We start from the raw sequence: 24,741 nt of genomic DNA on the forward strand, positions 1-24,741 counted from the left end.
ATAGTTACATCCAAATGTAAAAATATTTTATATATACACTGTGTTGATATAATTATATGCAGTTAAGTACATTTGAACAAAACATTTTATTTTACTTTCTATTATCTTTGCAATATCCATTTAAGAATGTTATTCCAAACTTAACAATTTTACATACTAAAAAGAATTTAGATAAGTTTATTTTTACACAAATTTATCTATGCTCTCATTCTTTTCAAGTCTATATAAATCAATTAATCATGGAAAGGACCATATACATACGCATTAATAAAGAGTATGCTAATGCACACTCTTTATTTTTATTTTATAATTTGCTTATCATATATTCCTTCAAGCCCAGACTTTTTAACCCTATCTTGTATAATGCCTTTATCAATAGTACAAAATCCTAATTCTTTCATCCTATTAAAATAAATACTTCCTGCAAATGTAAATCTTAATTTATCTCCATCTTCTTTATGCATTTCATTATTAGAATAAGATATAAAATCTCCTATTGCTAAGCTTGTTGGTAGTTGTAATAAATACATTCCTATACAATTTCTAGCCGCATTATGTCCAGCTAAACTTCCAGTACATATAGCTTCTGTATGACCAACATAAAATCCTGACTTTTCTCCTCCAACAAATAAATTATTAACACCTTTCACTCTCATATAATTATCCCTAGGCGCTACAGATAAATATCTAATAGAATTTCCTTTTCCTCCTGAATAAGGGTCCACTATTATAGCATCCTCAAAACCTGGTATCATCCTTAATTTCTCTAAATTATAAAAAGGAGACATCAACTTTGCATGACCTGTATCTATTAAAACAATATTGTTTGCAAATGCAGGCAATGCATATTGTTGACATACCTTTATATCTAATTTTTCTTCATTTCTAAATTCTTCAGGAAGTGGTATTACTGCACAACCTTTTTCTTTTAACTCATCTTGTATATCCTGACGTAAAGACTCTTTTAATATCTTCATAGAACCACTAAAAGCTCCATAATCTCCATTTTTTCTTCTTCCAACCATATCTTCAACACCACATCTAGATGTTATACTTACCCTTCCTCCAAAAGATGGACATCTTAAAACACACATAGCACATCCATTTCCATACTTTGTACAATTTCCCATAGGACCTGATGAGCCTGTTGTCTCTACGAATGATTCACCATATATTTTTTCTCCATCTTCTAGAGTTACAGCTTTTATGTTTTTATCTTCTATTTCAACATCTACAACTCTACTAAAAAATCTTACTTCAATACCCATTCCTCTTATCATTTTCCTTATTGGATTTTCAATTTTAGTTACATTATATATCGTCGCATGATTATGCCCTGGAAAGTCTATATTTTGATGTGTACTATATTTATCAGTTAATTCAAACAATTCCTTCGCACCCATAGCTATTGCTTCTTCAGTAGCTGTATATCTTCCATTATTTCTCATTATCCCCCCAACATTACCTAATCCTAACAACAAATCCGTTCTTTCTAAAATAATAACTTCTGCTCCTGCTTTTTTAGCACTTATAGCAGCTGCACATCCGGCCCAGCCACCACCAATTACAACAACTTTAGCCATGATATCCCCCTTTATTAATCAAATTTTATTTTAATGTTTTTAAAAATTCTCTACTATCTATTTGTGATTTACATGATTTCATTTTTTCTCCGTTTATTCTTACTGTACAAGCTCCACAGATACCTTCCCCACAACAAATTAAATTATTATTAGAAATAGACAGTTTAATGTCTTCACTTACTTCATCTACTATATTCATAATTATTTTATTAAAATTATTGCATCCTCCACTGTACACAAATTTCACATTATTTCTACTTAAATAATCTGATATGAAATTTTTATCTTCAAAAACATTTACTATACTTATATTTATTCCCATTTGTTGTATTTTATTTTTCACTTCTTCTAAAATTATGGATTGACTATTAAAAATCACTTCTACTTTATTCTTATTTTCTAAAAGTTTTTTTATAATATTTATAGCACTCACCTGTGATAATCCATTTAGTATAACTAAACAATTTTCTTGATTTGTATTATTTAAGCCTCTGGTTCCAAATACACCATTATAATATGGTCCCTTTACCCATACTTCATCAAAATTAATTATTGATTTCGTCTTTATTCCCATAGATTTAATAACAACTTCTATATAACTTTCTTGTGTATTAACATCCATTACAGATATTGGTGCATTAAATATATCACTGTTTTTATCTTTACTCTTTAATAAAACATATGCCCCCGGACTCTTTAATTCACCTACAATATTTTTAGGTACTTGTATTTTTATAAAAAATAAATCTTCCTCTATTTTCTTTACTTGAGCTATTTTACATAAATGTTCTTGTCTTTCGCATATAGATAAATTTTTATTATGTTGTACTTCACTGTAAATGCATACTCCTTGCCATACACAGTCACAAGTTTTTTTCCCTCTTAATAAACTACATTTTATACAATCTCCAGAATAAGCTAGATGACATGGACAATATTTACTGCCTGCATCAGCACATGATTGAATATTAACATTCCCCACACTATACACTTCCTTAAAATGATATTTTCAAATGTCTTAAACTATATACTATTAATTTATTAAATTTACTTTATTTTGTTACATCGGATAAGTTTTTTTAATACTTCTATTTTTAATTTTTTCAAAATATAATATAGTATAATTAAATTACTATATATCAAATTTAACTTCTTTGAATATAATTAAATAAACATGTATTAAATTTATTATAGGAGAGAATTTTATGGATGGTATCTTTCTTTTTTCTAAAGAACACTTAATAATTCTTTTATTCTTTGCATTATTTTTAAGCATTTGTCCTAAGTTAACTAAAAATTTATTGCCTTATAGTTATTTTGTTGAAAAAATAATATGTTGTCTAATTTTTTTAGAAATTTTATTTGAACAAGCTTCAATTTTCTCAATGGGTGATTATAATATTCTTAATTCATTACCTATTGATATCAGCAGATTTACTGCTTATGTATGTATATTAATATTATTATTTAAGCAGTATGAGCTTTTCAACGTGTTTTTTTCATGGAGTTTAGTTTGCTCTATTGGAGAAGTGATTTTTTTCAAAAATATTGAATACAAATTTCCTAATTTCCTTTATTTTTCTTATCTATTTTCTAAATGCTTACTAATATATGCAAATGTATATTTAGTAGAAGTCAGAAAATTTAAGATTAATAAAAACGCTTTAAAAGATAATTTGTTAATGTGTATTATTTATTTTTCGTTTATATTCTTATTAAATAAAATCACCGATTCTACTTACTGTTATAGTTTTTCAAGTCATAATATAATAAGTATTTTACTATTTATGTTTCTAACAACATTACTATATATTCCAACATTGCTATCGGATAATAATAATTTTAATTTCAAATTAAAAAGAAAGAGTAAATGAAAGGAGCTGTTTCAAAATAATATCTCGCATTTTGAAACAGCTTTTTAAAATTATATATTTTGAGCTAAATAAAATAAAGTTCTTACTCCTTCTCCTGTAGCTCCCTTTTCTTTATATCCATCAGATTTAGATGATACACTTGTTCCTGCTATATCCATGTGTATCCAAGGAATATCATTTACAAATTCTCCAACAAATAAACCTGCTGTTATACAACCACCTTCTCTTGATCCACTATTTCTAAGGTCTGCTTCACTACCCTTTATTATTTTTTTATACTCATCAAATACAGGCATTTTCCATATTTTTTCTCCTGATAATTTAGATGCGTTTTCTAAAATATCAAAAAACTCATTATCATTTGTAACTATTGGAGTTGCAATACTTCCCAATGCTACTACTGCTGCTCCAGTTAATGTTGCTATATCTACAACTTTAGTTACTTTTTCATTATTTATAACATAATATATAGCATCTGCTAAAGTTAATCTTCCTTCTGCATCTGTATTTAATATCTCAATAGTTTTTTTGCTCATAGACGTTATTATATCTCCTGGCTTATAAGCATTTCCAGATATAGAATTTTCACAAGCTGCAATAACAGCAACTACATTTTTATTTAATTTTGAACATGATATAGCACACATAGCTCCTATTACACTTGCAGCACCACCCATATCAGTTTTCATATCTAACATAGAGCTATTCGGCTTTATAGAATATCCACCTGAATCATACGTTAATCCTTTACCAACAAGACCTAAAATTTCTTTATTTTCTTTATCTCCTAAATACCTCATAACTATAAATCTAGGCTTATTAGTTGATCCTGATGCTACAGCTAAAAATGCATTCATCTGCAAATCTTTAATTTTATCTTCTTCATATATCTCTACATCAAATCCATATTCCTCTCCTAAGCTAACAACTTCATTAGCTAAAGTTTCAGGATATATAATATTAGAAGGTTCATTTACTAAATTTCTTGCTATTATAGTACTTTTAGCAAGTAATTCTGCTTTTTCTATTTCTTTAGTAAAATCTATTTCTGTATTTATATTTACGTTATGTATTTCCTTTTCTTTTTCAGTTTTATATTTATCAAATTTGTAATTTCCAAGTATTATACCCTCTATTAATGCTTGTGTTTCTTCTTTTTCTAACTTAAGGTTAAAAATATCTAAATCTTTTATTTCAGCTTTTGATTTTTTTATAATTAATCTTGCTTTTTTAGCTAGATTTCCACCTACTACCCTTAATTTTTCACTATCTAGTTTTTCTTTTACTCCAAGACCTACCAAACATACATTTATAAATTTTCCATCTATAAATGCCTTAATATTTTCTATTTCATTATATTTACCTTCAAATTCATCACTTAATTCTTTTAAATTATTAGAAACCGTTTCTCCTTCAAATAAAGTTACTGCTATTATAGAATCTTTTAAATCTTCTATCTTATTATTTAATAAATTTATATTCATAAATCCTCCCTATATTAAAATTATTATTAATTTTTAAAAAAACTACTCTTTATTTAAAGGTAGCCTTGACTAGTTTCACTTAAAATAGTTTTGCCATTATAGGTTCAATATTTTTTAATGAATCATACATTATTTGTTTATCTTCTTCATTTAAAACTTCTATTCTACTACTTAAAATCTCTACTAATTTATTTATTTCTATTTTTAATACCTCTTCACCATACTCTGTTATTCCGTAAAAAGTATTTCTTCTATCTCTACTATCTTCTTCTCTATAGACATAATTTTGATCTACTAGTTTATTCAATAATATACATAAGCTTGAAGTTGACACATACAACTTTTTACTTAAATTTTTAAGTTCAATTTTTTTAAATTCCCTCATACTTATTAATGCAAAGAATTGTCTTTCTGTTAAAATTCTTTCTTTTGAATACCTATCTTGATTAATTACTTTTAAAAAATCATGAAAATAATTCATATTTTTCATCATCAACACCGAAATGTCTCTGTTTTCCATAAATCCACCTCAAATACAGACTAATAAATCTTATCCTGAAACTATAAGTCTCTCTTTTTTTTAAAAAATTTTTAATTCTTTTTAATTATTATACTATATGTATATATTATTATCTATTGAAATTATTTTTAATTAAAATTATTTTTAATTAAAATTATTTTTAACTAAAACAAAACATTACCTAATAATAACTATTATAGGTAATGTTTTGTAATTAATTTTTTTTCTTATTTGATTTCTTCTCATTCTTAGATAATTTTTGAATTTTTTCTATTATTTTAGGTGTTACTGTAAGAATATTATCTATTAAGTTTATATTATCGTCTAAACTCATTAATCTAGTTTCTCCATTTTCTACAACTACAAATGCAACTGGTTGAACTGTTATTGCCCCTGCACTACCTCCTGCAAAATTCGTATCGTTTTTTTCTTCTTTTTTAGGTTCTATTTTTTTCTCTTCTTTGTCATATCCTTTGGAGTATTCGCCTCCTCCTATACCAAATCCAATAGTAACCTTCGAAATAGGTACCACTACTGTTGTTTCTGTTCTTATAGGATCACCTATAATAGTATTTGCATCTATAGATCCTTTAATAGTTTCAAGAGTTGTTTCCATAAGACTTTGAATTGACCCTGTCGCTCTCATTATTATCACCTTTCTTATAATTCTTTATATAAATTTTGTACATAACTATTCCCAAATAAATTAAATCTTTTATAGTTGGCTTCATATGTATTTTAATATGAGTTATTATATAACTATTTGTGAAATCAGGCTTAAACCCTAAATAAATCTTTTTAGCAGTTATTATATTTGCCAAGTTTCCATAAATAATATTTATAACTAAACATATAAAAGAAGTAAATTTCATACATGTACTTCCAATTTCGATATTTGAATAAAATTCATATACTCTCAAGTTTTCTGTTAGTTTATAAATTATTGCTAAATCCGTTTTAAGCAAACGAATTTTACGTTTAGATTTATTTTCTCCTTTCTTTTTTGTTTTTTGTTTTTCACTCTTTTTAGGATAAATTTGTTTTTTTATATTTATTAATCCCATAATATACTTTATATTAAGTTTAATACTTATATCTTCATTGTTTACATCTATAGTAATTATTATGTTAAGTGCTATTTTACAAAACAATACTATTAATATTATTGATAAAAACATAAATAATAATACACCTATAGGAATTTTAAATATTTCATTATATCTCATATTACTATTATTTTCTAAATAATAATTATGTATACTTTAATTTTAAAGTTATTTAGATTTTTAAATTTTTCATTAAAAAAAAGAACCAAATTCTTATAAATGATTTTGGTTCTTTTCTTCTATTTAACTTCAATATCTTGATATTTTTCAATAGGCGGTAAATATTCTAGCTTTTCTATATTCAATAATTTTAAAAATTCATCTGTTGTTCTATATATAATAGGCTTTCCTATTTTATTAAGTCTTCCAGCTTCTATTATAAGATCATTTTCTAAAAGAGTTTGAAGTACCTTATCGCATTTAACTCCTCTTATATTTTCTATTTCAACCTTTGTTATAGGTTGTTTATATGCTATTATAGTCAATGTCTCTAAAGTTGCTTGACTTAAAGTTTTCTTTTTCTTAGGTTCAAGTACCTTTTTTATATAATCAGCATAATCCTTATTCGTACACATCTGATATTTATTTTCAAGCTTTATTATCTGTATCCCTCTATTGTTATCTTTATATTCATCTATAAGGGAATTTAGCATAAACTCTATCTCTTTTGACGAAAGTTCTTCATTAACTATATAATTTAATTCTTTTATGCTTATCGGTTCTCCATATGCAAACATAACTGATTCTATAATATATTTTATTTCTTCTCTCTTCATTTTATCACTCCGAGCTCTTTTTTATTAGTATATCATCAAAGAATAAATCTTGTACAACTATTATCTCTTTTGATTTTATTAATTCTAGTATAGATAAAAAAGTAGCTATTATTTCATCTTTATCACAATTTTCTATGATATTTGTAAACTTTACTTCTTCTTTATTTTTTATAACATCTCTTATATATGTTATTTTTTCTTCAACAGATATTATTCTTCCTCTAACAATTTTAGTAAGTCTCTCATCCTTTTCAGATTCTTCTTCTGATGATTTTACTTTTAAAATATAAGGAAGTATATTTTTTATAGCTTCTATAGATATTTCCTCTAGGTCTATTTTATCATCTATTATTATTTCTTCTTTATTCCTATAAAATACTTCATTTATATAGCTTATATTTTCTCTAATATCTTGTGAAGCTAGCTTATATTTCTTATATTCTTCTAGTTTTTCCATAAGTTCTAATCTTGGATCTTCTTCTTCATCTCTTTGCATATATAATAAATACTTTGACTTTATTTCAAGAAGCTTAGATGCCATGGTTATAAACTCACTTGTAATTTCCAAGTCCATTTTATCTAACATTTCCAAATAATGAAGATATTGTTTTGTTATTTCAATTATAGATATATCCTTTATATCAATCTTATGCTTAGATATTAAGTCATATAATAAATCTAGTGGACCCTCATAAATTTGTAATTGTATATTATATTTCATATATCTCCCTCTTATTTTCTATAATATATTATATAAAATAGAAAAATCTTACTATTTTCCATAACACAGCATGTATAGGACTTATTATTATTCTATATGCCCCTGTAAATATTACTATTAAAAGTATAATATTACTCATACTTTCATATTTATATACATATTCACTCCATTTGTATGGTATAAAAGTAGATATTACTCCCCATCCATCAAGAGGTGGAATTGGAAGTAAGTTAAATGCTGCAAAACCTAAATTATAAAGAATAGTTGTATAAGCTATAAGATTGATAGCATACATATTTACATATTTATTAATTAAAACACAAACAATTGCTGTAATCACATTTGCTACAACACCTGCAAGAGATACTATTAAATTTCCTACTTTATAATTTTTAAAATTACTTGAATTAACCGGAACTGGCTTTGCCCAACCTATATGAACTATTATCATCGCAATTAAACCAATTGGGTCTACATGTCTTGATGGGTTTAATGTCATTCTTCCCTGCATTTTAGCTGTATCATCACCTAATAAATGAGCCGCATAAGCATGGCCGAATTCATGTACTGATATTGCTACTGCTATTGCTACTAAACTTGCTAATATATCATTTAATGAACTCATAATTTTCCTCTCCTAAATAACAATTTTAATACTATTATACCAATTTATAAAATTATAATCAAAACTTTTATGTATGTTGCTTTTTTGCGACTAAAATAGTCATTAAAACAATCTAAAAAAGAAGTCAAATGACTCCTTTTTAGATTGTTTTAAATTTAAATTGTTTATATCATATTATCTATAACTTTTTGAAGCATCTGTAAATAGCTTGCTTTTTTAATATCTTTATTATTAACTAAATCAACTTGCCCTATGAGTTTTTTATCTTTATATACCTGTACTTTGCCAAGTACTGTTCCTTTTTTTATAGGTATATTAGGATCTTCTGATACTTTTATTTTCTTTGTAAATTCTTTAGCTCCACCTTTTTCAATAAGTACTGTTAAATTTTCTTTTGCAACTAAATTAACTTTATTATCTTCTGCTTTATCTAAAGTAAGGGTTGCTATGTTATCATCTTTAGAACATAGTTTTATACTTTCATAATTTGCAAATCCATAATTTAAAAGGTTCGATGCATCCTTAAATCTATCTGGAGATGTTTCTGCACCTAATGTAGCTGCTACTAAATGTGTATCTCCTCTTTTTGCTGATGCTGATAAACAATATTTCGCTTGTTGAGTAAATCCAGTTTTAACTCCTGTTGCTCCTTGATAATGTTTAATCAATTTATTTGTATTTGCAAGACCTATTGTTGCTTGTTTTTTTCCAACTACCAAGTGATCCATCCATGTTGTTAGATATTTACTTATTGTATCATGTTTTAATAATTCCTTGGACATTACTGCAATATCATGAGCAGATGTATAATGATTATCTACTGGAAGCCCATTCGTATTAACAAAATGTGTATCATTCATTCCTAGCTCTTTTGCTTTTTTATTCATTAGCTCTACAAAACCTTCAATACTTCCTGATACATGTTCAGCCATTGCTACGCATGCATCATTTGCAGAAGCAACTGCAATACCTTTTAAGAGATTGTCTACACTCTGAGTCTCTCCTGGTTCTAAAAATATTTGACTTCCTCCCATACTAGATGCTACTTCACTAATTTGTACAGAGTCATCTAGTTTAATTTTACCTTCATCCAATGCCTCGCATATAAGTAACATAGTCATTACTTTAGTTACACTTGCTGGTGGCAATTTTTCATGAGAATTTTTTTCATAAAGAATTTGTCCACTTCCTATATCCATTAAAATTGCTGATTTTGAAGATACATTTATAGCGTTGTTATTATCTTTGGCAAAGGATATATTTATTGGTGTTGCCACTAGAGCAACAGCTATTATTATACTAGCCAATTTTTTCATTAATGTCACCTCATTAACTTTTATTTAAGATTATTCTTTCACTTTTAACATATTTTATTCGATACGCTTTGATATGCTTGATCCTAATGTTTTTTTATTCTCTAGTTTTTTAAAATAATTTGTTAGTACTCCATTACTTTGAGCATTTTCTATAATCTCAAATGCATCTTCATAATTCATACCATAATCTGCTGCTATTTCCATTCTTATTTGTTGCAATGCTTTTCTAGCGTTTTTATCAGCTATATCTTTATCCATATTAATCCTCCTATTTTTATTATTTGTATAGTATTATTTTCTTCTAAAATAAGGAAGTTATAGATGGTATTTTTTACAAAAAATAAGACACCTTATTTTAGGTGTCTTATTTTCATTAAAAAAACTTAATACATATCAATATTTTGTTCTATTTCTACAATATGAGCATCTGTATTGTTTTCTATAAAATTTATTATATTTTCTATAATTGAATCACATTGACTTAAGCTTAGTCCTATTCCAGAGATTCCAATAGTAATTTTTTGATGAATATCTTGATTTTCTACTTCGCAAACTGATATGTTAAACTTATTTTGTAATTTATTTATTATACTTTTTACTACCATCCTTTTTTCTTTAAGAGAGTGTACCCAATTTGCAATAAGATCAACTTTAATAACTATTACTCTCATATTAGCTCCCTTCTTTTGTTAATTTCATTTAATCATAATCTTGCTCTACTGCATCTGCTAAAATTTTATTTATGTTATTCATCATCTGAGTAAATTTTTGCTCACTGTTTAAATAATTATACAGTTTTTTATTATTTACTACCTTCTTTTGAAGTTCTTCTGCTTTTTTTATTGATTTTTTATCCAGTTTTTTATTTTTCATAGTACTATTTTGTAATTCAATTTGATAAAGTTTATAATCTCTTAATAAAACTTCACTTTCTTTATCTGATTTTAATACTTTCATATTTTTTTTAAATGATTTATATTCATTACTATTTTTTATTTCACTTGCTAGCTTAGTAGCAGTATCATAAACTCCCATAAAAACCTCCCCACAAAAAAAGATTGAATATAATAAATTATATTCAATCTTTAATAATTATACCTCCATTATTATAGGAAGTATCATAGGATTTCTCTTTGTTTTTACATATAGATATTCTTTTAAATTCTCTTTTATATTATTCTTTAAGTATGCCCATTCTTTTATATTCTTTTCTTCGCATTCTTTAAGAACTTGTTTTATTACATATTTAGCTCCATCCATTAAATCTTCAGATTCCCTTACATAAACAAATCCTCTAGAAATTATATCTGGGCCTGCTAAAACTTTTCCATCTTCTTTAGAAATAGTTACAACAACTATCATTAATCCATCTTCTGATAAATGCTTTCTATCTCTTAAAACGATATTTCCTACATCTCCTACACCTAAACCATCTACTAGTACATTTCCTGTAGGTATATGACCTGCTACTTTAGCAGAATTCTTATCTAACTCTAAAACTTCACCTGTTTGCATAACAAAAATATTTTGACTTGGCATTCCTAGTTCTTCAGCTAATTCAGCATGTCTTTTTAACATTCTGTATTCTCCATGTGCCGGCATAAAGAACTTAGGTTTTACTAATCTTTGCATAAGTTTTAATTCTTCTTGAGAAGCATGACCTGATACGTGGATATCTGCTATGTCGTTGTATACTACTTCGGCTCCTTTTTCAAATAAGAAGTTAATTACTTTTGATATTAATTTTTCATTCCCTGGTATTGGGTGAGCTGATATTATTATTAAATCGCCTCTTTTTATTTCTACTTTCTTATGTTCTGAGCTTGCCATTCTAGCAAGTGCTGACATAGGTTCCCCTTGAGTACCTGTAGTTATTATTACTAATTCACTATCTTCATACTTAGATAAATCATTTAAGTCAATTAATACATCATCTGATATATCTAAATATCCTAATTCCCTAGCAACTCCAACTACATTTACCATAGATCTTCCTGATACTGCTACTTTTCTATTAAACTTCTCAGCCATATTTATTATTTGCTGTAGTCTATGGATATTAGATGCAAATGTAGCAACTATTATTCTACTTCCATTTGCTTTTCTAAATAAATCATCTAACCCCGCTCCTACAGTTTTTTCTGACATCGTATAGCCAGCTCTTTCTACATTAGTACTATCTGCTAACATTAAAAGAACTCCACTCTTACTTAATTCACAAATTCTATGAATATCCATTACATCTCCGTCAATAGGCGTTAAATCAATTTTAAAATCTCCCGTATGATATATAATCCCTTGGTCTGTATGAACAGCTATAGAACAAGCATCTGGTATACTATGGTTGTTCTTTATAAACTCCACACTCATGTTTGTAAGTTTTATAACTTGTCGAGGAGTTACAACATTTAACTTAACACTGTTTAACTTGTGTTCCTTTAATTTAACTTGTATAAGTCCTATGCTAAGTCTTGATCCATATATAGGTACATTTATTTTCTTTAGTATATACGGAAGTGCTCCTATATGATCCTCGTGACCATGTGTTATAAATATACCTTTTATCTTGTCCTTATTTTTCACTAAATAAGTTATATCCGGTATAACTATATCTACCCCTAACATCTCGTCTTCTGGGAAACTTAATCCCGCATCTATTACAATTATCTCATCTTTATACTCAACAACGGTCATATTTTTTCCGATTTCGTTAAGTCCGCCTAAGGCCATAACCTTAATTTTATTGGTGTTTTTTTTGAACAATTGCATCATCTCCTTCTGTCTATTCAGTTTTTTAACTAAACACGTTCTAAAATTTAAATAATATCAAATCACGCACTCTTTACCAGTTATTATCATTGTACCATAATTCTCAATATATTTTAACCTATATTTAAAATACATTTATTGTATTATTTTGACAAATTTATTTTATTCTGCTATCCTCTGAATATATTATGTTAATTAAATTCATATAAATAGGAGGATATATGCGAGGAAAAACCCATTGTACAATAGGAGTTTTAGTAGGTATTCAAGTTTCTTTAATTTTTAAAATACCTATTTCTCTATTTAATATTATTGTGTCTGCTATTTTTTCAATTCTTCCAGATTTAGATGAACCTAATTCTCTAATTTCTGATTTCTTTTTAAATAAAAATATTTCTAAATTCATATATAAAGCATTAATATACTTTATTAATATTATTATTTTCTTTACTTCTTTAAAGATAAATAATAATTTTTATCTAAGTTCAATAATAACATTTATAACTATAGTAATTATAGAAGCTAAATTAACACATATGTTTTTAAGAAAGTTATTTTTATCATTGATTTTTTTACTATTAGCTATATGCCTATACTTGATAAAATCTAGAGTTTATTTTATATTTTTCACTCTAATTCTTAGTTTATTTCCATGGTTTAAGCATAGAAGTATATCTCACAGTATTTTTTCTACTGTTTTAATGTTCTTTTTATTAAAACAAATAGAGCTAATATATAGTATATCCAATTTATCTTTTTTTGGAACTGTTGGTTATGCAAGTCATATATTTTTAGGTGATTTATTTACTAAACAAGGAGTTCCTCTCTTATATCCATTAAGCAATAAGAAGCTTTCCTTATGTAGTTTTAGGGTAGGAAGCTTTTTTAGTAATTTATTAGAAATTTTATTTATAGTTATTTTGATATATATTATAATTTACTCTATAATAAAAATATAAGTCCCAATTGGGACTTATATTTTTATCGTTTATTACATTTTGGGCATAATCCATAAAATTTAACATCATGATCAAGTATTTTAAATTTATATAAATCTTGAATTTCTTTTTCTATACTGTCTAATAAATCTTCTTTTACTTCCATTATTTTACCACAATTTTTACATATAAGATGATGATGATGATGAGTGTCTTCTTTATTCAAACTTATTTCATATCTTATGCATCCATCATCTAGATTTAATTTAGATATTACACCTATCTCATCTAATAGTTGCATTGTTCTATAAACTGTAGCTAATCCTATTTCTGGACAATCAACTCTAACTAAATCATATATTTCTTCACTACTTAGATGATCTTTATTATTTTTAAGTAATATCTCTATTATAGCCCTTCTTTGAGGAGTAATTTTAAATCCTGTTTCTTTCAATTTCTCCTTTAATATATTCATTCTATTAACCATAACATCACCCTCATTTTTCAATTGATAATCTTTATTAATTATTCTATTCCATAATTAATATTTTGTCAACACATTTACCTAAATTTTACAGTATTGCTAGTTTCCATATATAAACTTATGAAGCATTTCTATATTTTTATCTTTCTCCCACTTTACAACAAACATACCGTTCTCTTCTAATTTAGTCTCTTCTCTATATTTTTCACTTGGAAATTGTAGTTGTTTTATATCATAACTAGCTAATTCATGGGATATTAAAGCCATCTTCATTATTTTACTAAAAGAAATATTAACATCTACATATTTTATTAAGCTTTTTACTATAGAAGCATAGTTTGTAACTGAAGTATTCGATAAATTTTGTGCAACATTTGCAAGTATTTTTCTTTGTCTTTCATCTCTATTATATATAGTATCCATTTTTCTTATTCTGGCATATGCTAGTGCTTGATAACCATTTAGTTGTTGATTCCCTATATTAGTTATATATTCTATATTTCCCTCTTTTTGTTCACTTAATCCATAACATGTGTTTATTACCTTATTTAAATGATTTATTTCTTTTTCGTTTACGTCTATAGTTACCCCCCCTAGGGCATCTATAATTTCAATAAATGATCTAAAATCTACGATAGCATAATCCTTTAAATTTAAATTTAAATTTTCATTGATTGTTTTTATTAATAAATCTACTCCTCCATATGCATAAGCATGATTTAATTTTTCATACCCCCTATTTGGTATTTTAACTATGATATCTCTTGCTAAGGATGTTAATTTAAGAGATTTGTTTAAATTATCTATTGTCAAAATTATCATTGTATCTGACCTAGATGCACCCTTACCTTCAACTCCATCTTTACCAATTAAAAGTATGTTATCCACCATTTTTTCATGTAAATCATCTTGTTTTAATGCATATATACTTTGTGTTGAAAAAAATATTATAAGAGAAATAAACAATACTAATAAATTCTTTTTATTCGTCATTATACAACACCTTCTACTCTTAAAATTTAATAAATATTTTCCCCTATTATATATTAATTTACACTAATAATAATAAAATTCTTATTAATGAAAATTTAAATATTATTCATTTTATATAAATTTATAAAAATAAATAAAAGCCTACTTAAAATCAATTTTTTTGATTTTAAGAGGCTTTATAGTCTTAACCTATAATATTTTATTGTTCATCCTCGTCATAGTTTAATCCTTCTTCTTCCATTATAGCATTGTATACAGCTACAACAGTTTCGTACTCATCATCACTTTCTAAAGCTACTAATATTTCACCATCTTCATCTTGGTCTATTCTAAATATTAAAGCTTCTTCTGCATCTTCATCTTCTACAGGCATTAATATTGCATATTCCTTGCCTTCTGCTTCTAGCGTAAGAATTATTTCAAATTCACTTTCTATTCCATTTTCGTCTATTAAGTTGATTATATTTTCTTGCATAGATTTCACCTCAAATTTATTATTTATTATTTACATTATATATCATATAATTAGAATTTTATAGTTATTTTATAAATTTCTTTGCATATCTAAATATCCTTGTAAAATTATTACTGCTGCTAACATATCTATTACTTTTTTTCTTTTTTGTCTGCTTACATCAGCTTCTAATAAAGATCTTTCTGCTGCTACTGTTGAAAGTCTTTCATCCCAAAAGTCTACTTCAAGTCCTGTTTCTTCTTTTAATAGCTCACAGAATTTTATTACCTTTTCTCCTTGAGGTCCTAAAGTCCCATTCATATTTTTAGGAAGACCTGATACTATTTTATTAACTTGTCTTTCTTTTATTATATTTTTTAATTCTTCTATATCTTTTTTCTTTCCTACTCTTCTTACAGTTTTAACTCCTTGTGCTGTAATACCCATTAAATCACAAACTGCAACTCCAATAGTTTTATCTCCTACATCTAATCCCATTATTCTTCCATCTAGCATAGTATGTCTCCTTATAACATCTTTATTCAAAAGTATTTATTACTTATCTATATTTTTCCTATCTGTAGCTCATTCATACATTTTTATAAATAATTAGTATCAGTTTATATTACTATATTAACTAAATAAGTTCAATGCTATCTAAAAAAATAAAACTAGTCAGAATAAAATTCTGACTAGTTTTTTATATATTATTTTTCATTAAATATCATCATATTTATACTTATTATAACAAGAGGTATAAGTATATAAATAGCTGTTGTTGATGCGGCAACTACACCTGAATCATTTACTAAAAGAGTAACCATACATCCTATCATACTGGCTATAAAACCTTTAAATATGAATGGATACTTATTTGCTATTCTTCTAAAATGTCTTGATGGCTTAAATATAAGCACAGCAATTATTCCTACTCCTGCCAATAATATATTTACCCATACACTTGTTTGAGCTAACTTTAAGTTCATTTGTATTTTTCTTGTAAATGTCTCTATTATAGCTCCTGGACCATCAGTTAAAATTTGATTTACAAACCCTGATAAATGAGATTGTGTTCCTGATAATATATCAAATGTAGCAAATGACACTACCACTACTACTGCTGCAATACCTAATAAAATAACTTTCTTAAAGTCAATCTTTACATCAAATATTATAAGAATAAATAATAAATATGCTACAGATTCAGAAATAGCAGATCCAACATTAGCTCCCATTGCTGGAGAAGCACTAGTTATTAAAATTACTAAAGATGAAACTATAGTAACCCATTTTGGAATTTTTTTATAGTTAAGTAAAATTGCTGATCCAAAAATTGCACCACCTATAATTATTCCTTGATATTCATTTCCTACTCCGTAATATCTCGCTCCATTTAAAGGATCATAACTCATTATACTATTTTTCATTAGATATGTTCCAAGTACAGCGTCTATAACTACAAGTAACACAGTTATTACTGCAAAGAATCCCATATTCTTTAAGTCATCTTTGAACAGTTTTCTCCCTATAACATAAAGTATCAATGTGGCAATAACTATTGCTATCGCAATAGACATCTGCGTTTTAAAATTAAATATCCCTACTATCAAGAAAGATAATGGCATTATCATACCTAATTTTATAAACTCTTTTAGAATTATAAATACTTTTTCTTTATGTGGCATATAATTTCTAAAGATTACTGCTATCATGGCTATTATCCATGATGCTGAGATAACACCTACAAAAGAATTAACAACACTTGATCTTACATCTGATATAGAAACTATCTTTTGATATTCATCTAGTAAGTAACTTATATTATCTTTTCTGTCTACTAAATTGTATTTTTTACCTACCATATCTTCATTTTGTAAACCAAATTCACTTAGTACATCAACTCCTACATCTAAATTAGCTAATATACCATCTCTTCTAGTTGTAGCTGAAGATAATATTCCTTTGCTATCACCTTTAAATTTTATTATCGGAGATAATCTTCTTTTATTTTTGTAATCTAAATCACTTGGAAATGTACTAGTAATATATACTGTATCATTTTCACCTATCATATTAAATACTTCTTCTAGATATGTATTTATATTACTATATATCTTTTTCTTCATTGAAGAATATGTATTATCATTTAAACTAAGTCTATACATATCCAGTCTATATGTATCTCCTAAATCTACAAATATAGCATCTGTTTCTTTATAAGACTTTTTAGTTTCTTGTATCAATTTATTATAATCAGTTGCTACTTTAAATGGCATATTAGAAGCTTCTTTGTTTATATTATCAACATTACCAGAATCTATTCTTCCATATTTGTCCATAGCAATAAGACCTATATTTCTATTCTTTTCAAGTTTTCCATCTTCTATAATATCAGAATTCCCTATAGCAGATACCTTAAATCCATTATCAGATAAAGTTTGACCCAAAGAACCTAATATAGCTCCATATTCACCATTTAATTCATTTTCATTAATTGATCTATTAATAGATACATTGTTAATTCCTTTTGCATCCTTACCTGTGGCGGCCTTAAAAGCTTTTGCTGATTTTTCGTCTACATTTTCAAATTTAATATAATTTTCAGTGGATACACTAGCTCTACGTCCAGCTCCCATTGTTGCATATGATCTTCTATCATCTGTACCCTTGTCGCCTCTTATATTCATAAGACCAACATAGCCTTTAGTTTTTAATTCTTTATTTAAGAATGGAATATTCTGCATATTAATAAGGTTAGTTCTATTCATGTTAATGAATAGAACTTTACCTTTCTCATTTGCAAAGCTATATTTTGGAATAGAAATCATAAGTATCATAATCACTGTAAACAGTGATACAATTTTTTTCTTCATTATGTGAACCTACTTTCTATTCAAATAGTGAGTAATTACTTCTTCAAGTATCTCGTCTCTTTCAAATTTTTTTATAATAGATCTAGCATTTTTATAACTAGTTATATAACTTGAATCTCCTGAAAGTAGATATCCTATTATTTGATTTATAGGATTATATCCCTTTTCAATTAGCGCTTTATATACAAGATCTATTGTTTCACCTACGCTTATTTTTTCATCTGCTATGCCTTCAAATTTCATTGTGTAGTTTAAGTCATTTTCCATACTTAAAACCCCCTTAAGTGAATGTTATTTTACTTGTGATTTAACAACCTCACTTGCATAATTTAAAGCTTCATCTACTTTAGATACATCATTTGCTCCAGCTTGTGCCATATTAGGTCTTCCTCCACCTTTTCCACCAGCTATCTTAGCAACCTCTTTAACTATATTACCTGAATGTATTCCTTTTTCCAATACATCTTTAGTAGCAGTAACTACAAAATTAACTTTTTCATCTACTATATTTGCAACAACTACAACACCTGATACAAGCTTATCTCTTAAACTATCAGCTGTATCCCTTAATGTATTCATATCCATATTTTCAAATTTAGTAGTTATTAAATTAACTCCATTTACTTCAACCTTAGAGTCAAGTATAGAATCTACTGATTGTAAACTCATTTTTGTTTTTACATCATGTAATTCTTTTGATAAATTTTTATTTTCCTCTATTAAGTGTTGAACTCTTTGAGTTAAGTTATCTTCTTTAGTTTTTAATGTAGTACAAACTTCAGATATAACAGCATCTTTTTCTTTTAAGTATTCATAAACTGCTTTACCTGTTATAGCTTCTATTCTTCTTACACCTGCAGCTACTCCACCTTCAGATAATATTTTAAACATACCTATTTGAGAAGTGTTTTTCAAGTGTGTTCCTCCACAAAGTTCTATTGAGTAGTCTCCCATAGAAACAACTCTTACCTCATTACCATACTTTTCGCCAAATAGTGCCGTAGCTCCTTTTTCTTTTGCTTCATTTATACCCATATTTTCACAATTTATATCTAATGAAGCTAAAATAGCATCGTTAACTTTTTCTTCTATAACTTTTAATTCATCTTTTGATATAGCTTCAAAATGAGTTACATCAAATCTTAATCTTTCTTGTGTAACTAAAGATCCTGCTTGATTAACATGCTCTCCTAGTACTTCTTTTAATGCTTTGTGTAATAAATGTGTTGCACTATGATTTCTTGCAGATGCCATTCTTATTTCTTTATTTACTAATACTGTTAATTCTTCATTAGTATTTACAATACCTGACTTAACCATACCTATATGCTTTATAGTATTGTTAGCACCTTTTTTAGTGTCTATTACTTCTATAACTAAATTTTCTGATTTATTTGTTAAAATTCCACAATCACCAGCTTGACCTCCACCTTCTGGATAGAACGTAGTATTCTCTAGAACTACTATAACTTTATCTCCTGAACAAGCAGTTTCTACTATTTCGTTATCTTTAACTATAGCTTTAACAGTTGATTTTGTATCTAAAGCTTCATATCCTTCAAATTTACTAGATATAGAAGAATCTAATTTTGATAAAGGATCTTCTTTCCAACTTTCACCTTCCATATTTCCTCTTGCATTTCTAGCTCTTTCTCTTTGTTTATTCATTTCATCATTAAAAGACTCTTCGTCTAAATCAAGATTTTCTTCTTCTAATATTTCTTTTGTTAAGTCTATTGGGAATCCGTAAGTATCATATAATTTAAACGCATTTTCTCCACTTAAAGTATTCATTTTATTATTTTTTAATTCTTCTATATAACCTGCTAATATTTCTGTTCCTTGATCTATAGTTTCATTAAATTTCTCTTCTTCTATTCTTATTACTTTCTTGATATAACTTTCTTTTTCTACTAATTCTGGATACGCCTCTCCACTCACTTTAATAACTTCTTCAACTAATTTGTATAAGAAGTTTTCTTTTATACCTAATAATTTACCGTGACGAGCTGCTCTTCTAAGTAATCTTCTTAAAACATATCCTCTTCCTTCATTTGATGGAAGCACACCATCTGCAACTAAGAAGCTAACTGCTCTTATATGATCAGTTATTATTCTTATAGATACATCTGTCTTATCATTTTCTCCGTATTTTACATGAGCCATGCTCTCTACAGTGCTTAATATTTGTCTTATTGTATCTACATCAAATATTGTATCTACATTTTGCATTATACAAGCCATTCTTTCTAGACCCATACCTGTATCTATATTTTTATGTTCAAGTTGTCCATAGTTTCCATTTTCATCTCTATCAAATTGAGTAAATACATGATTCCAAAACTCTAAGTATCTATCACAATCACATCCTGGCTTACAATCAGGACTTCCACATCCGTATTCTTCACCTCTATCAAAATGTATTTCTGAGCAAGGCCCACATGGTCCTAATCCAATTTCCCAGAAATTATCATCTTTACCTAGTCTAACTAATCTTTCTTCTGGGAAGTTCATTTCTTTTACCCACAAATCATAAGAATCTTGATCTTCTTCATATACTGTTACCCATATTTTTTCTTGTGGTATATGTAAATGTTCCGTAACAAATTCCCATCCCCATCTTATAGATTCTCTTTTAAAGTAATCTCCAAATGAGAAGTTTCCTAACATTTCAAAAAAAGTACCATGTCTAGCAGTCTTCCCTACATTTTCTATATCTCCGGTTCTTATGCATTTTTGACAAGTAGTCATCCTCTTACTTGGCGGAACCTCTAATCCTGCAAAATAATTTTTTAAAGGTGCCATACCTGAGTTTATAAGTAATAAACTTTTATCATTATGTGGTACTAATGATGCACTTTCTTTTTTATAATGACCTTTAGATTCAAAAAAGTCTAAAAATTTACTTCTAATTTCATTTAATCCCATTTTTTCCATTTTAAAATTCCTCCTATTAGCTATTATTAATATTATGTATATTTTTTATATTAAAAAAACCTTAAAATATAAAAAACCCCGCGCCTATAAAAATTTATAGGGGCGAGGATATTCTTCGCGGTACCACCCTAATTATCATGAATAATCATGACATCTTCGGAAAACCTTAAGTTATAACGTAACTAACGACAATCTCTACTTATATATTTCAAGATTGTTACTCCAAGACTGCTTCCACTAATCTACTCTAAGGGCTTCCACCAACTCCCTCTCTCTGTAAGAGATTAACTAATTTACTATTTCTTTTCGTTGTATTTTGATATTTTAAATTTTATATAGATATATTACTAAATTTTATATAATTAATCAATAGTATTTTTTTATAAACTATTACTTATTATACCTCCACCTACTACAACATCTCCAATATACATAACAACTGACTGACCTTTTGTCATAGCTCTTTGAGGCTCATCAAATACTATTCTTATTGAATCTTCTTCGTGTTTATATACGGTTGCGTCTGCAGGTTTAGCAGAGTATCTTATTTTAGCTTGAACTCTTATAGGTTCTTTTATTTCATCTATATTTATAAGGTTTACATCTGTTGCTATAAGTTCCTTATTAAATATATCTTCATTTGAACCAAGTATTACTGTATTTTTTTTAGAATCAATATCTACAACAAACATAGGCTTACCAAATGCTATACCTAGTCCTTTTCTTTGACCTATTGTATAATTTACTATTCCTTTATGTTTTCCTAATACATTTCCTTTAGTATCTACAAAATAACCTTCTTCAATTCTTTTTTTAGAATGTTTTTTTACATAATTTGCATAATCATTATCTTTTACAAAACAAATTTCTTGGCTATCTGGTTTATTATAAACATCCATTCCCATTTCTTTTGCAATTTCTCTTACTTTATCTTTTTCATAATCTCCAATTGGAAGTAATGTGTGTTCAAGTTGCTCTTGTGTCATATTATAAAGAGCATAAGTTTGATCTTTTTTATCTGTTATTGATTTTTTTAAAAAATATCTACCTGTTTCTTCATCTTTTTCTATCTTTGCATAATGACCTGTTGCTACATAATCACATCCAATTTGTCTAGCCTTTTTATAAAAATCATCAAATTTTATATGCTTATTGCATGCTATACATGGATTAGGTGTTCTTCCATTCAAATATTCATCTATGAAATAATCTATTACTTTCTCTTTAAATACATCTCTAAAGTTTAGTACGTAGAAAGGTATGCCTATCTTTTCAGCTACTCGTCTAGCATCTTCTACGGCAGCTAAAGAACAACATCCACCTTCATTCTCTATTAAATCATCGTCATCATCTTGCCATAATTTCATAGTCACTCCTATTACATCATAACCTTGCTTCTTTAAAAGGTATGCTGCTACAGAACTGTCTACTCCTCCACTCATACCTATCATTACTTTTTTGCTCATAAAATCACCTCATTCTTTATATTATATATATTTTACATAATTTTTTAAAGTATAAACTTAAATCATATTACATATAATTTAAATTTCATTTAATTTAAAAAAGTCTTCGAAATGAATTTTTCACCTCGAAGACTTTTTGTATTTATTTTTATTCTTCTTCCTCTATATCATGGTGATGATCATGATCGTCATCTATAACTACACCATCTAATTCAGGTATGTGTATATTATTTTTTTGTGCATAATCTATTAGTGCCGCTTTAATAGCTTGCTCTGCTAATACTGAACAGTGCATCTTTACTGGTGGTAATCCATCTAGTGCTTGTGCTACTGCTTTATTAGTTACTTCTAAAGCTTCATGTATAGTTTTTCCTTTTACCATTTCTGTTGCCATAGAAGAGCTTGCTATAGCTGATCCACATCCAAATGTTTTAAATTTAACATCTCTTATTATTTCATTTTCTATATCAAGATATATTCTCATTATATCTCCACATTTAGCATTCCCAACTTCTCCAATTCCACTTGCATCTTCTATTTCCCCTACATTTCTAGGATTCATGAAATGTTCCATAACTTTTTCACTATATTGCATAACAACTTCCTCCTCTACTACTATCCCTATTTATCCTTGATTTTTTATTTTGTCATAAAGAGGTGACATACTTCTTAATCTCTCTATAACCCCAGGTAAATTTTCTATTATATAATCTATATCTTCTTCTGTTGTAAAATCGCCTACTGTAAGTCTTAAAGAACCGTGAGCTTTCTCATGAGGTAATCCTAATGCCATAAGAACATGAGATGGATCTAATGATCCTGAAGTACAAGCTGAACCACTTGATGCAGCTATTCCTAACATATCTAGCATTAAAAGAATTCCTTCACCTTCTATAAATTCAAATCCAAAGTTCGCATTTCCTGGTAATCTATCTTCCAAACTACCATTTACAGTCGTATATGGTATGTTATCTAATATACCTTTTATTAATTTATTTCTTAATCTTGTAAGAGTAGTTACATGATTTTCCATGTTATCTTTAGCTATCTCTGCTGCTTTACCATATCCAACTATTGCTGGTATATTTTCAGTACCTGCTCTTCTTCTTTTTTCTTGAGCTCCTCCATGTACAAAATTATGAAGCTTTGTACCTGTTTTAATATATAAAGCTCCTACACCTTTAGCTCCATATATCTTATGTGAAGACATACTCATTAAATCTATGTTTAATTCTTTAATATCTATTGGAATATTTCCTGCTGCTTGTACTGCATCTGTGTGGAATAATATATTATGTTTTTTAGCTATTTCTCCTATTTCTTTTATAGGTTGTATAGTTCCTATTTCATTATTAGCAAACATTATACTTATTAAAATAGTGCTATCTTTTATTGCGTTTTCTAATTGTTCTAAACTTATTTTTCCTTCACTATCAACATCTAAATAAGTAACTTCAAATCCATGATGTTTTTCTAAATACTCACAAGTATGTAGTATAGCATGATGTTCTATTTTAGATGTTATTATATGATTTCCTTTTTCTTTATGAGAATACGCTACTCCCTCTAAAGACCAGTTATCACTTTCAGAACCACCAGCTGTAAAGTATATTTCACTTGGTTTTGCATTTATTAAATTTGCAACTTGTTCTCTTGCTTTATCTAAAGCATTTTTAGCTTCCCTACCAAATGAGTGAAAACTTGATGCATTCCCAAAATAATCTGTTAAGTAAGGCATCATTGCATCTAATACTTCTTTTTTTACAGGAGTTGTTGCAGAGTAATCCATATATATTCTTCTTTTTTCCATTACATTCATCTC

At 27.1% G+C, this 24,741-nt stretch carries 26 protein-coding genes and 1 other annotated feature; of the genes, 2 read left to right on the forward strand and 24 right to left on the reverse strand.

Annotation, left to right across the window (positions count from 1 at the left end; all coding sequences use genetic code 11):
- Window positions 1–299: 299 nt before the first annotated feature.
- Complete coding sequence (locus tag CHF27_RS00760) at window positions 300–1,583, reverse strand: FAD-dependent oxidoreductase (protein WP_095404881.1); 1,284 nt, start codon at window positions 1,581–1,583, stop codon at window positions 300–302.
- A 25-nt stretch (window positions 1,584–1,608) separates the two neighbouring features.
- Window positions 1,609–2,565: a sulfide/dihydroorotate dehydrogenase-like FAD/NAD-binding protein gene (locus CHF27_RS00765; RefSeq protein ID WP_095404880.1), complete on the reverse strand. Its 957-nt coding sequence runs from the start codon at window positions 2,563–2,565 to the stop codon at window positions 1,609–1,611.
- A gap of 223 nt (window positions 2,566–2,788) precedes the next feature.
- On the opposite strand from CHF27_RS00765, the gene CHF27_RS14790 reads away from it, so the two are divergent.
- Window positions 2,789–3,457, forward strand: a complete 669-nt coding sequence (locus CHF27_RS14790; RefSeq protein ID WP_095404879.1) for a TMEM164 family acyltransferase — start codon at window positions 2,789–2,791, stop codon at window positions 3,455–3,457.
- A 50-nt stretch (window positions 3,458–3,507) separates the two neighbouring features.
- Here the strand turns inward: CHF27_RS14790 and CHF27_RS00775 are convergent, their stop codons facing one another.
- The 12 genes from CHF27_RS00775 to CHF27_RS00830 all read right to left on the reverse strand — a co-directional run bounded on the left by CHF27_RS00775 (window position 3,508) and on the right by CHF27_RS00830 (window position 12,774).
- Window positions 3,508–4,941, reverse strand: coding sequence for a leucyl aminopeptidase (locus CHF27_RS00775; protein ID WP_095404878.1), 1,434 nt, complete (start codon window positions 4,939–4,941; stop codon window positions 3,508–3,510).
- 79 nt (window positions 4,942–5,020) lie between these two features.
- A complete protein-coding gene (locus CHF27_RS00780; protein WP_095404877.1) occupies window positions 5,021–5,461 on the reverse strand; it encodes a MarR family winged helix-turn-helix transcriptional regulator in 441 nt (146 codons plus the stop codon).
- Window positions 5,462–5,675: 214 nt separating this feature from the next.
- The gene (gene ytfJ, locus CHF27_RS00785; RefSeq protein WP_199533586.1) at window positions 5,676–6,107 is read right to left on the reverse strand and encodes a GerW family sporulation protein; all 432 of its coding nucleotides are present in this window, start codon (window positions 6,105–6,107) and stop codon (window positions 5,676–5,678) included.
- Window positions 6,061–6,639, reverse strand: a complete 579-nt coding sequence (locus tag CHF27_RS00790) for a DUF2953 domain-containing protein (RefSeq protein WP_147294067.1) — start codon at window positions 6,637–6,639, stop codon at window positions 6,061–6,063. Before CHF27_RS00790 ends, ytfJ begins: the two co-directional genes overlap by 47 nt.
- Before the next feature lie 167 nt (window positions 6,640–6,806).
- The gene (gene scpB / locus CHF27_RS00795) at window positions 6,807–7,343 is read right to left on the reverse strand and encodes an SMC-Scp complex subunit ScpB (RefSeq protein WP_095404874.1); all 537 of its coding nucleotides are present in this window, start codon (window positions 7,341–7,343) and stop codon (window positions 6,807–6,809) included.
- A 4-nt stretch (window positions 7,344–7,347) separates the two neighbouring features.
- Window positions 7,348–8,064: a segregation and condensation protein A gene (locus CHF27_RS00800; protein WP_095404873.1), complete on the reverse strand. Its 717-nt coding sequence runs from the start codon at window positions 8,062–8,064 to the stop codon at window positions 7,348–7,350.
- 28 nt (window positions 8,065–8,092) lie between these two features.
- Entirely contained in the window at window positions 8,093–8,689 is a 597-nt protein-coding gene (locus CHF27_RS00805) for a site-2 protease family protein (protein WP_095404872.1), read from the reverse strand.
- A 164-nt stretch (window positions 8,690–8,853) separates the two neighbouring features.
- Window positions 8,854–10,005: a D-alanyl-D-alanine carboxypeptidase family protein gene (locus CHF27_RS00810; protein WP_095404871.1), complete on the reverse strand. Its 1,152-nt coding sequence runs from the start codon at window positions 10,003–10,005 to the stop codon at window positions 8,854–8,856.
- Window positions 10,006–10,059: 54 nt separating this feature from the next.
- On the reverse strand, window positions 10,060–10,263 hold the full coding sequence (locus CHF27_RS00815; RefSeq protein WP_095404870.1) for a CD1290 family small acid-soluble spore protein: 204 nt from the start codon (window positions 10,261–10,263) through the stop codon (window positions 10,060–10,062).
- 125 nt (window positions 10,264–10,388) lie between these two features.
- The gene (locus tag CHF27_RS00820; RefSeq protein ID WP_095404869.1) at window positions 10,389–10,676 is read right to left on the reverse strand and encodes a DUF503 domain-containing protein; all 288 of its coding nucleotides are present in this window, start codon (window positions 10,674–10,676) and stop codon (window positions 10,389–10,391) included.
- A gap of 28 nt (window positions 10,677–10,704) precedes the next feature.
- Window positions 10,705–11,040, reverse strand: coding sequence for a YlbF family regulator (locus CHF27_RS00825; protein WP_095404868.1), 336 nt, complete (start codon window positions 11,038–11,040; stop codon window positions 10,705–10,707).
- A 57-nt stretch (window positions 11,041–11,097) separates the two neighbouring features.
- Complete coding sequence (locus CHF27_RS00830; protein ID WP_095404867.1) at window positions 11,098–12,774, reverse strand: ribonuclease J; 1,677 nt, start codon at window positions 12,772–12,774, stop codon at window positions 11,098–11,100.
- 221 nt (window positions 12,775–12,995) lie between these two features.
- Between CHF27_RS00830 and CHF27_RS14665 the strand changes: the two genes are divergently transcribed.
- Window positions 12,996–13,733, forward strand: coding sequence for a metal-dependent hydrolase (locus tag CHF27_RS14665; protein ID WP_095404866.1), 738 nt, complete (start codon window positions 12,996–12,998; stop codon window positions 13,731–13,733).
- A gap of 22 nt (window positions 13,734–13,755) precedes the next feature.
- On the opposite strand, the gene CHF27_RS00840 is transcribed toward CHF27_RS14665, so the two are convergent.
- The 10 genes from CHF27_RS00840 to nifS all read right to left on the reverse strand — a co-directional run bounded on the left by CHF27_RS00840 (window position 13,756) and on the right by nifS (window position 24,729).
- The gene (locus tag CHF27_RS00840) at window positions 13,756–14,199 is read right to left on the reverse strand and encodes a Fur family transcriptional regulator (protein ID WP_095404865.1); all 444 of its coding nucleotides are present in this window, start codon (window positions 14,197–14,199) and stop codon (window positions 13,756–13,758) included.
- A gap of 96 nt (window positions 14,200–14,295) precedes the next feature.
- Window positions 14,296–15,189, reverse strand: coding sequence for an LCP family protein (locus CHF27_RS00845; RefSeq protein WP_095404864.1), 894 nt, complete (start codon window positions 15,187–15,189; stop codon window positions 14,296–14,298).
- A 199-nt stretch (window positions 15,190–15,388) separates the two neighbouring features.
- Window positions 15,389–15,664, reverse strand: coding sequence for a DUF1292 domain-containing protein (locus CHF27_RS00850; protein WP_095404863.1), 276 nt, complete (start codon window positions 15,662–15,664; stop codon window positions 15,389–15,391).
- Between the two features lie 69 nt (window positions 15,665–15,733).
- Window positions 15,734–16,159: a Holliday junction resolvase RuvX gene (ruvX, locus tag CHF27_RS00855; RefSeq protein ID WP_095404862.1), complete on the reverse strand. Its 426-nt coding sequence runs from the start codon at window positions 16,157–16,159 to the stop codon at window positions 15,734–15,736.
- Between the two features lie 191 nt (window positions 16,160–16,350).
- The gene (locus CHF27_RS00860; RefSeq protein ID WP_095404861.1) at window positions 16,351–18,516 is read right to left on the reverse strand and encodes a hypothetical protein; all 2,166 of its coding nucleotides are present in this window, start codon (window positions 18,514–18,516) and stop codon (window positions 16,351–16,353) included.
- Window positions 18,517–18,525: 9 nt separating this feature from the next.
- On the reverse strand, window positions 18,526–18,783 hold the full coding sequence (locus tag CHF27_RS00865) for an IreB family regulatory phosphoprotein (RefSeq protein WP_095404860.1): 258 nt from the start codon (window positions 18,781–18,783) through the stop codon (window positions 18,526–18,528).
- A 24-nt stretch (window positions 18,784–18,807) separates the two neighbouring features.
- Window positions 18,808–21,453 (reverse strand): alanine--tRNA ligase, encoded by a 2,646-nt coding sequence (gene alaS, locus CHF27_RS00870; RefSeq protein ID WP_095404859.1) that lies wholly within the window; start codon window positions 21,451–21,453, stop codon window positions 18,808–18,810.
- A gap of 95 nt (window positions 21,454–21,548) precedes the next feature.
- Window positions 21,549–21,772: a binding site (T-box leader), on the reverse strand.
- Window positions 21,773–21,833: 61 nt separating this feature from the next.
- Window positions 21,834–22,919, reverse strand: a complete 1,086-nt coding sequence (gene mnmA / locus CHF27_RS00875; RefSeq protein WP_095404858.1) for a tRNA 2-thiouridine(34) synthase MnmA — start codon at window positions 22,917–22,919, stop codon at window positions 21,834–21,836.
- A 148-nt stretch (window positions 22,920–23,067) separates the two neighbouring features.
- Window positions 23,068–23,514: a Fe-S cluster assembly scaffold protein NifU gene (nifU, locus tag CHF27_RS00880; RefSeq protein WP_095404857.1), complete on the reverse strand. Its 447-nt coding sequence runs from the start codon at window positions 23,512–23,514 to the stop codon at window positions 23,068–23,070.
- A 30-nt stretch (window positions 23,515–23,544) separates the two neighbouring features.
- Window positions 23,545–24,729: a cysteine desulfurase NifS gene (gene nifS / locus CHF27_RS00885; RefSeq protein WP_095404856.1), complete on the reverse strand. Its 1,185-nt coding sequence runs from the start codon at window positions 24,727–24,729 to the stop codon at window positions 23,545–23,547.
- Window positions 24,730–24,741: the final 12 nt, after the last annotated feature.

Origin of the sequence: Romboutsia maritimum (assembly GCF_002251085.2) — a bacterium.
Taxonomy (GTDB): domain Bacteria; phylum Bacillota; class Clostridia; order Peptostreptococcales; family Peptostreptococcaceae; genus Romboutsia_B; species Romboutsia_B maritimum.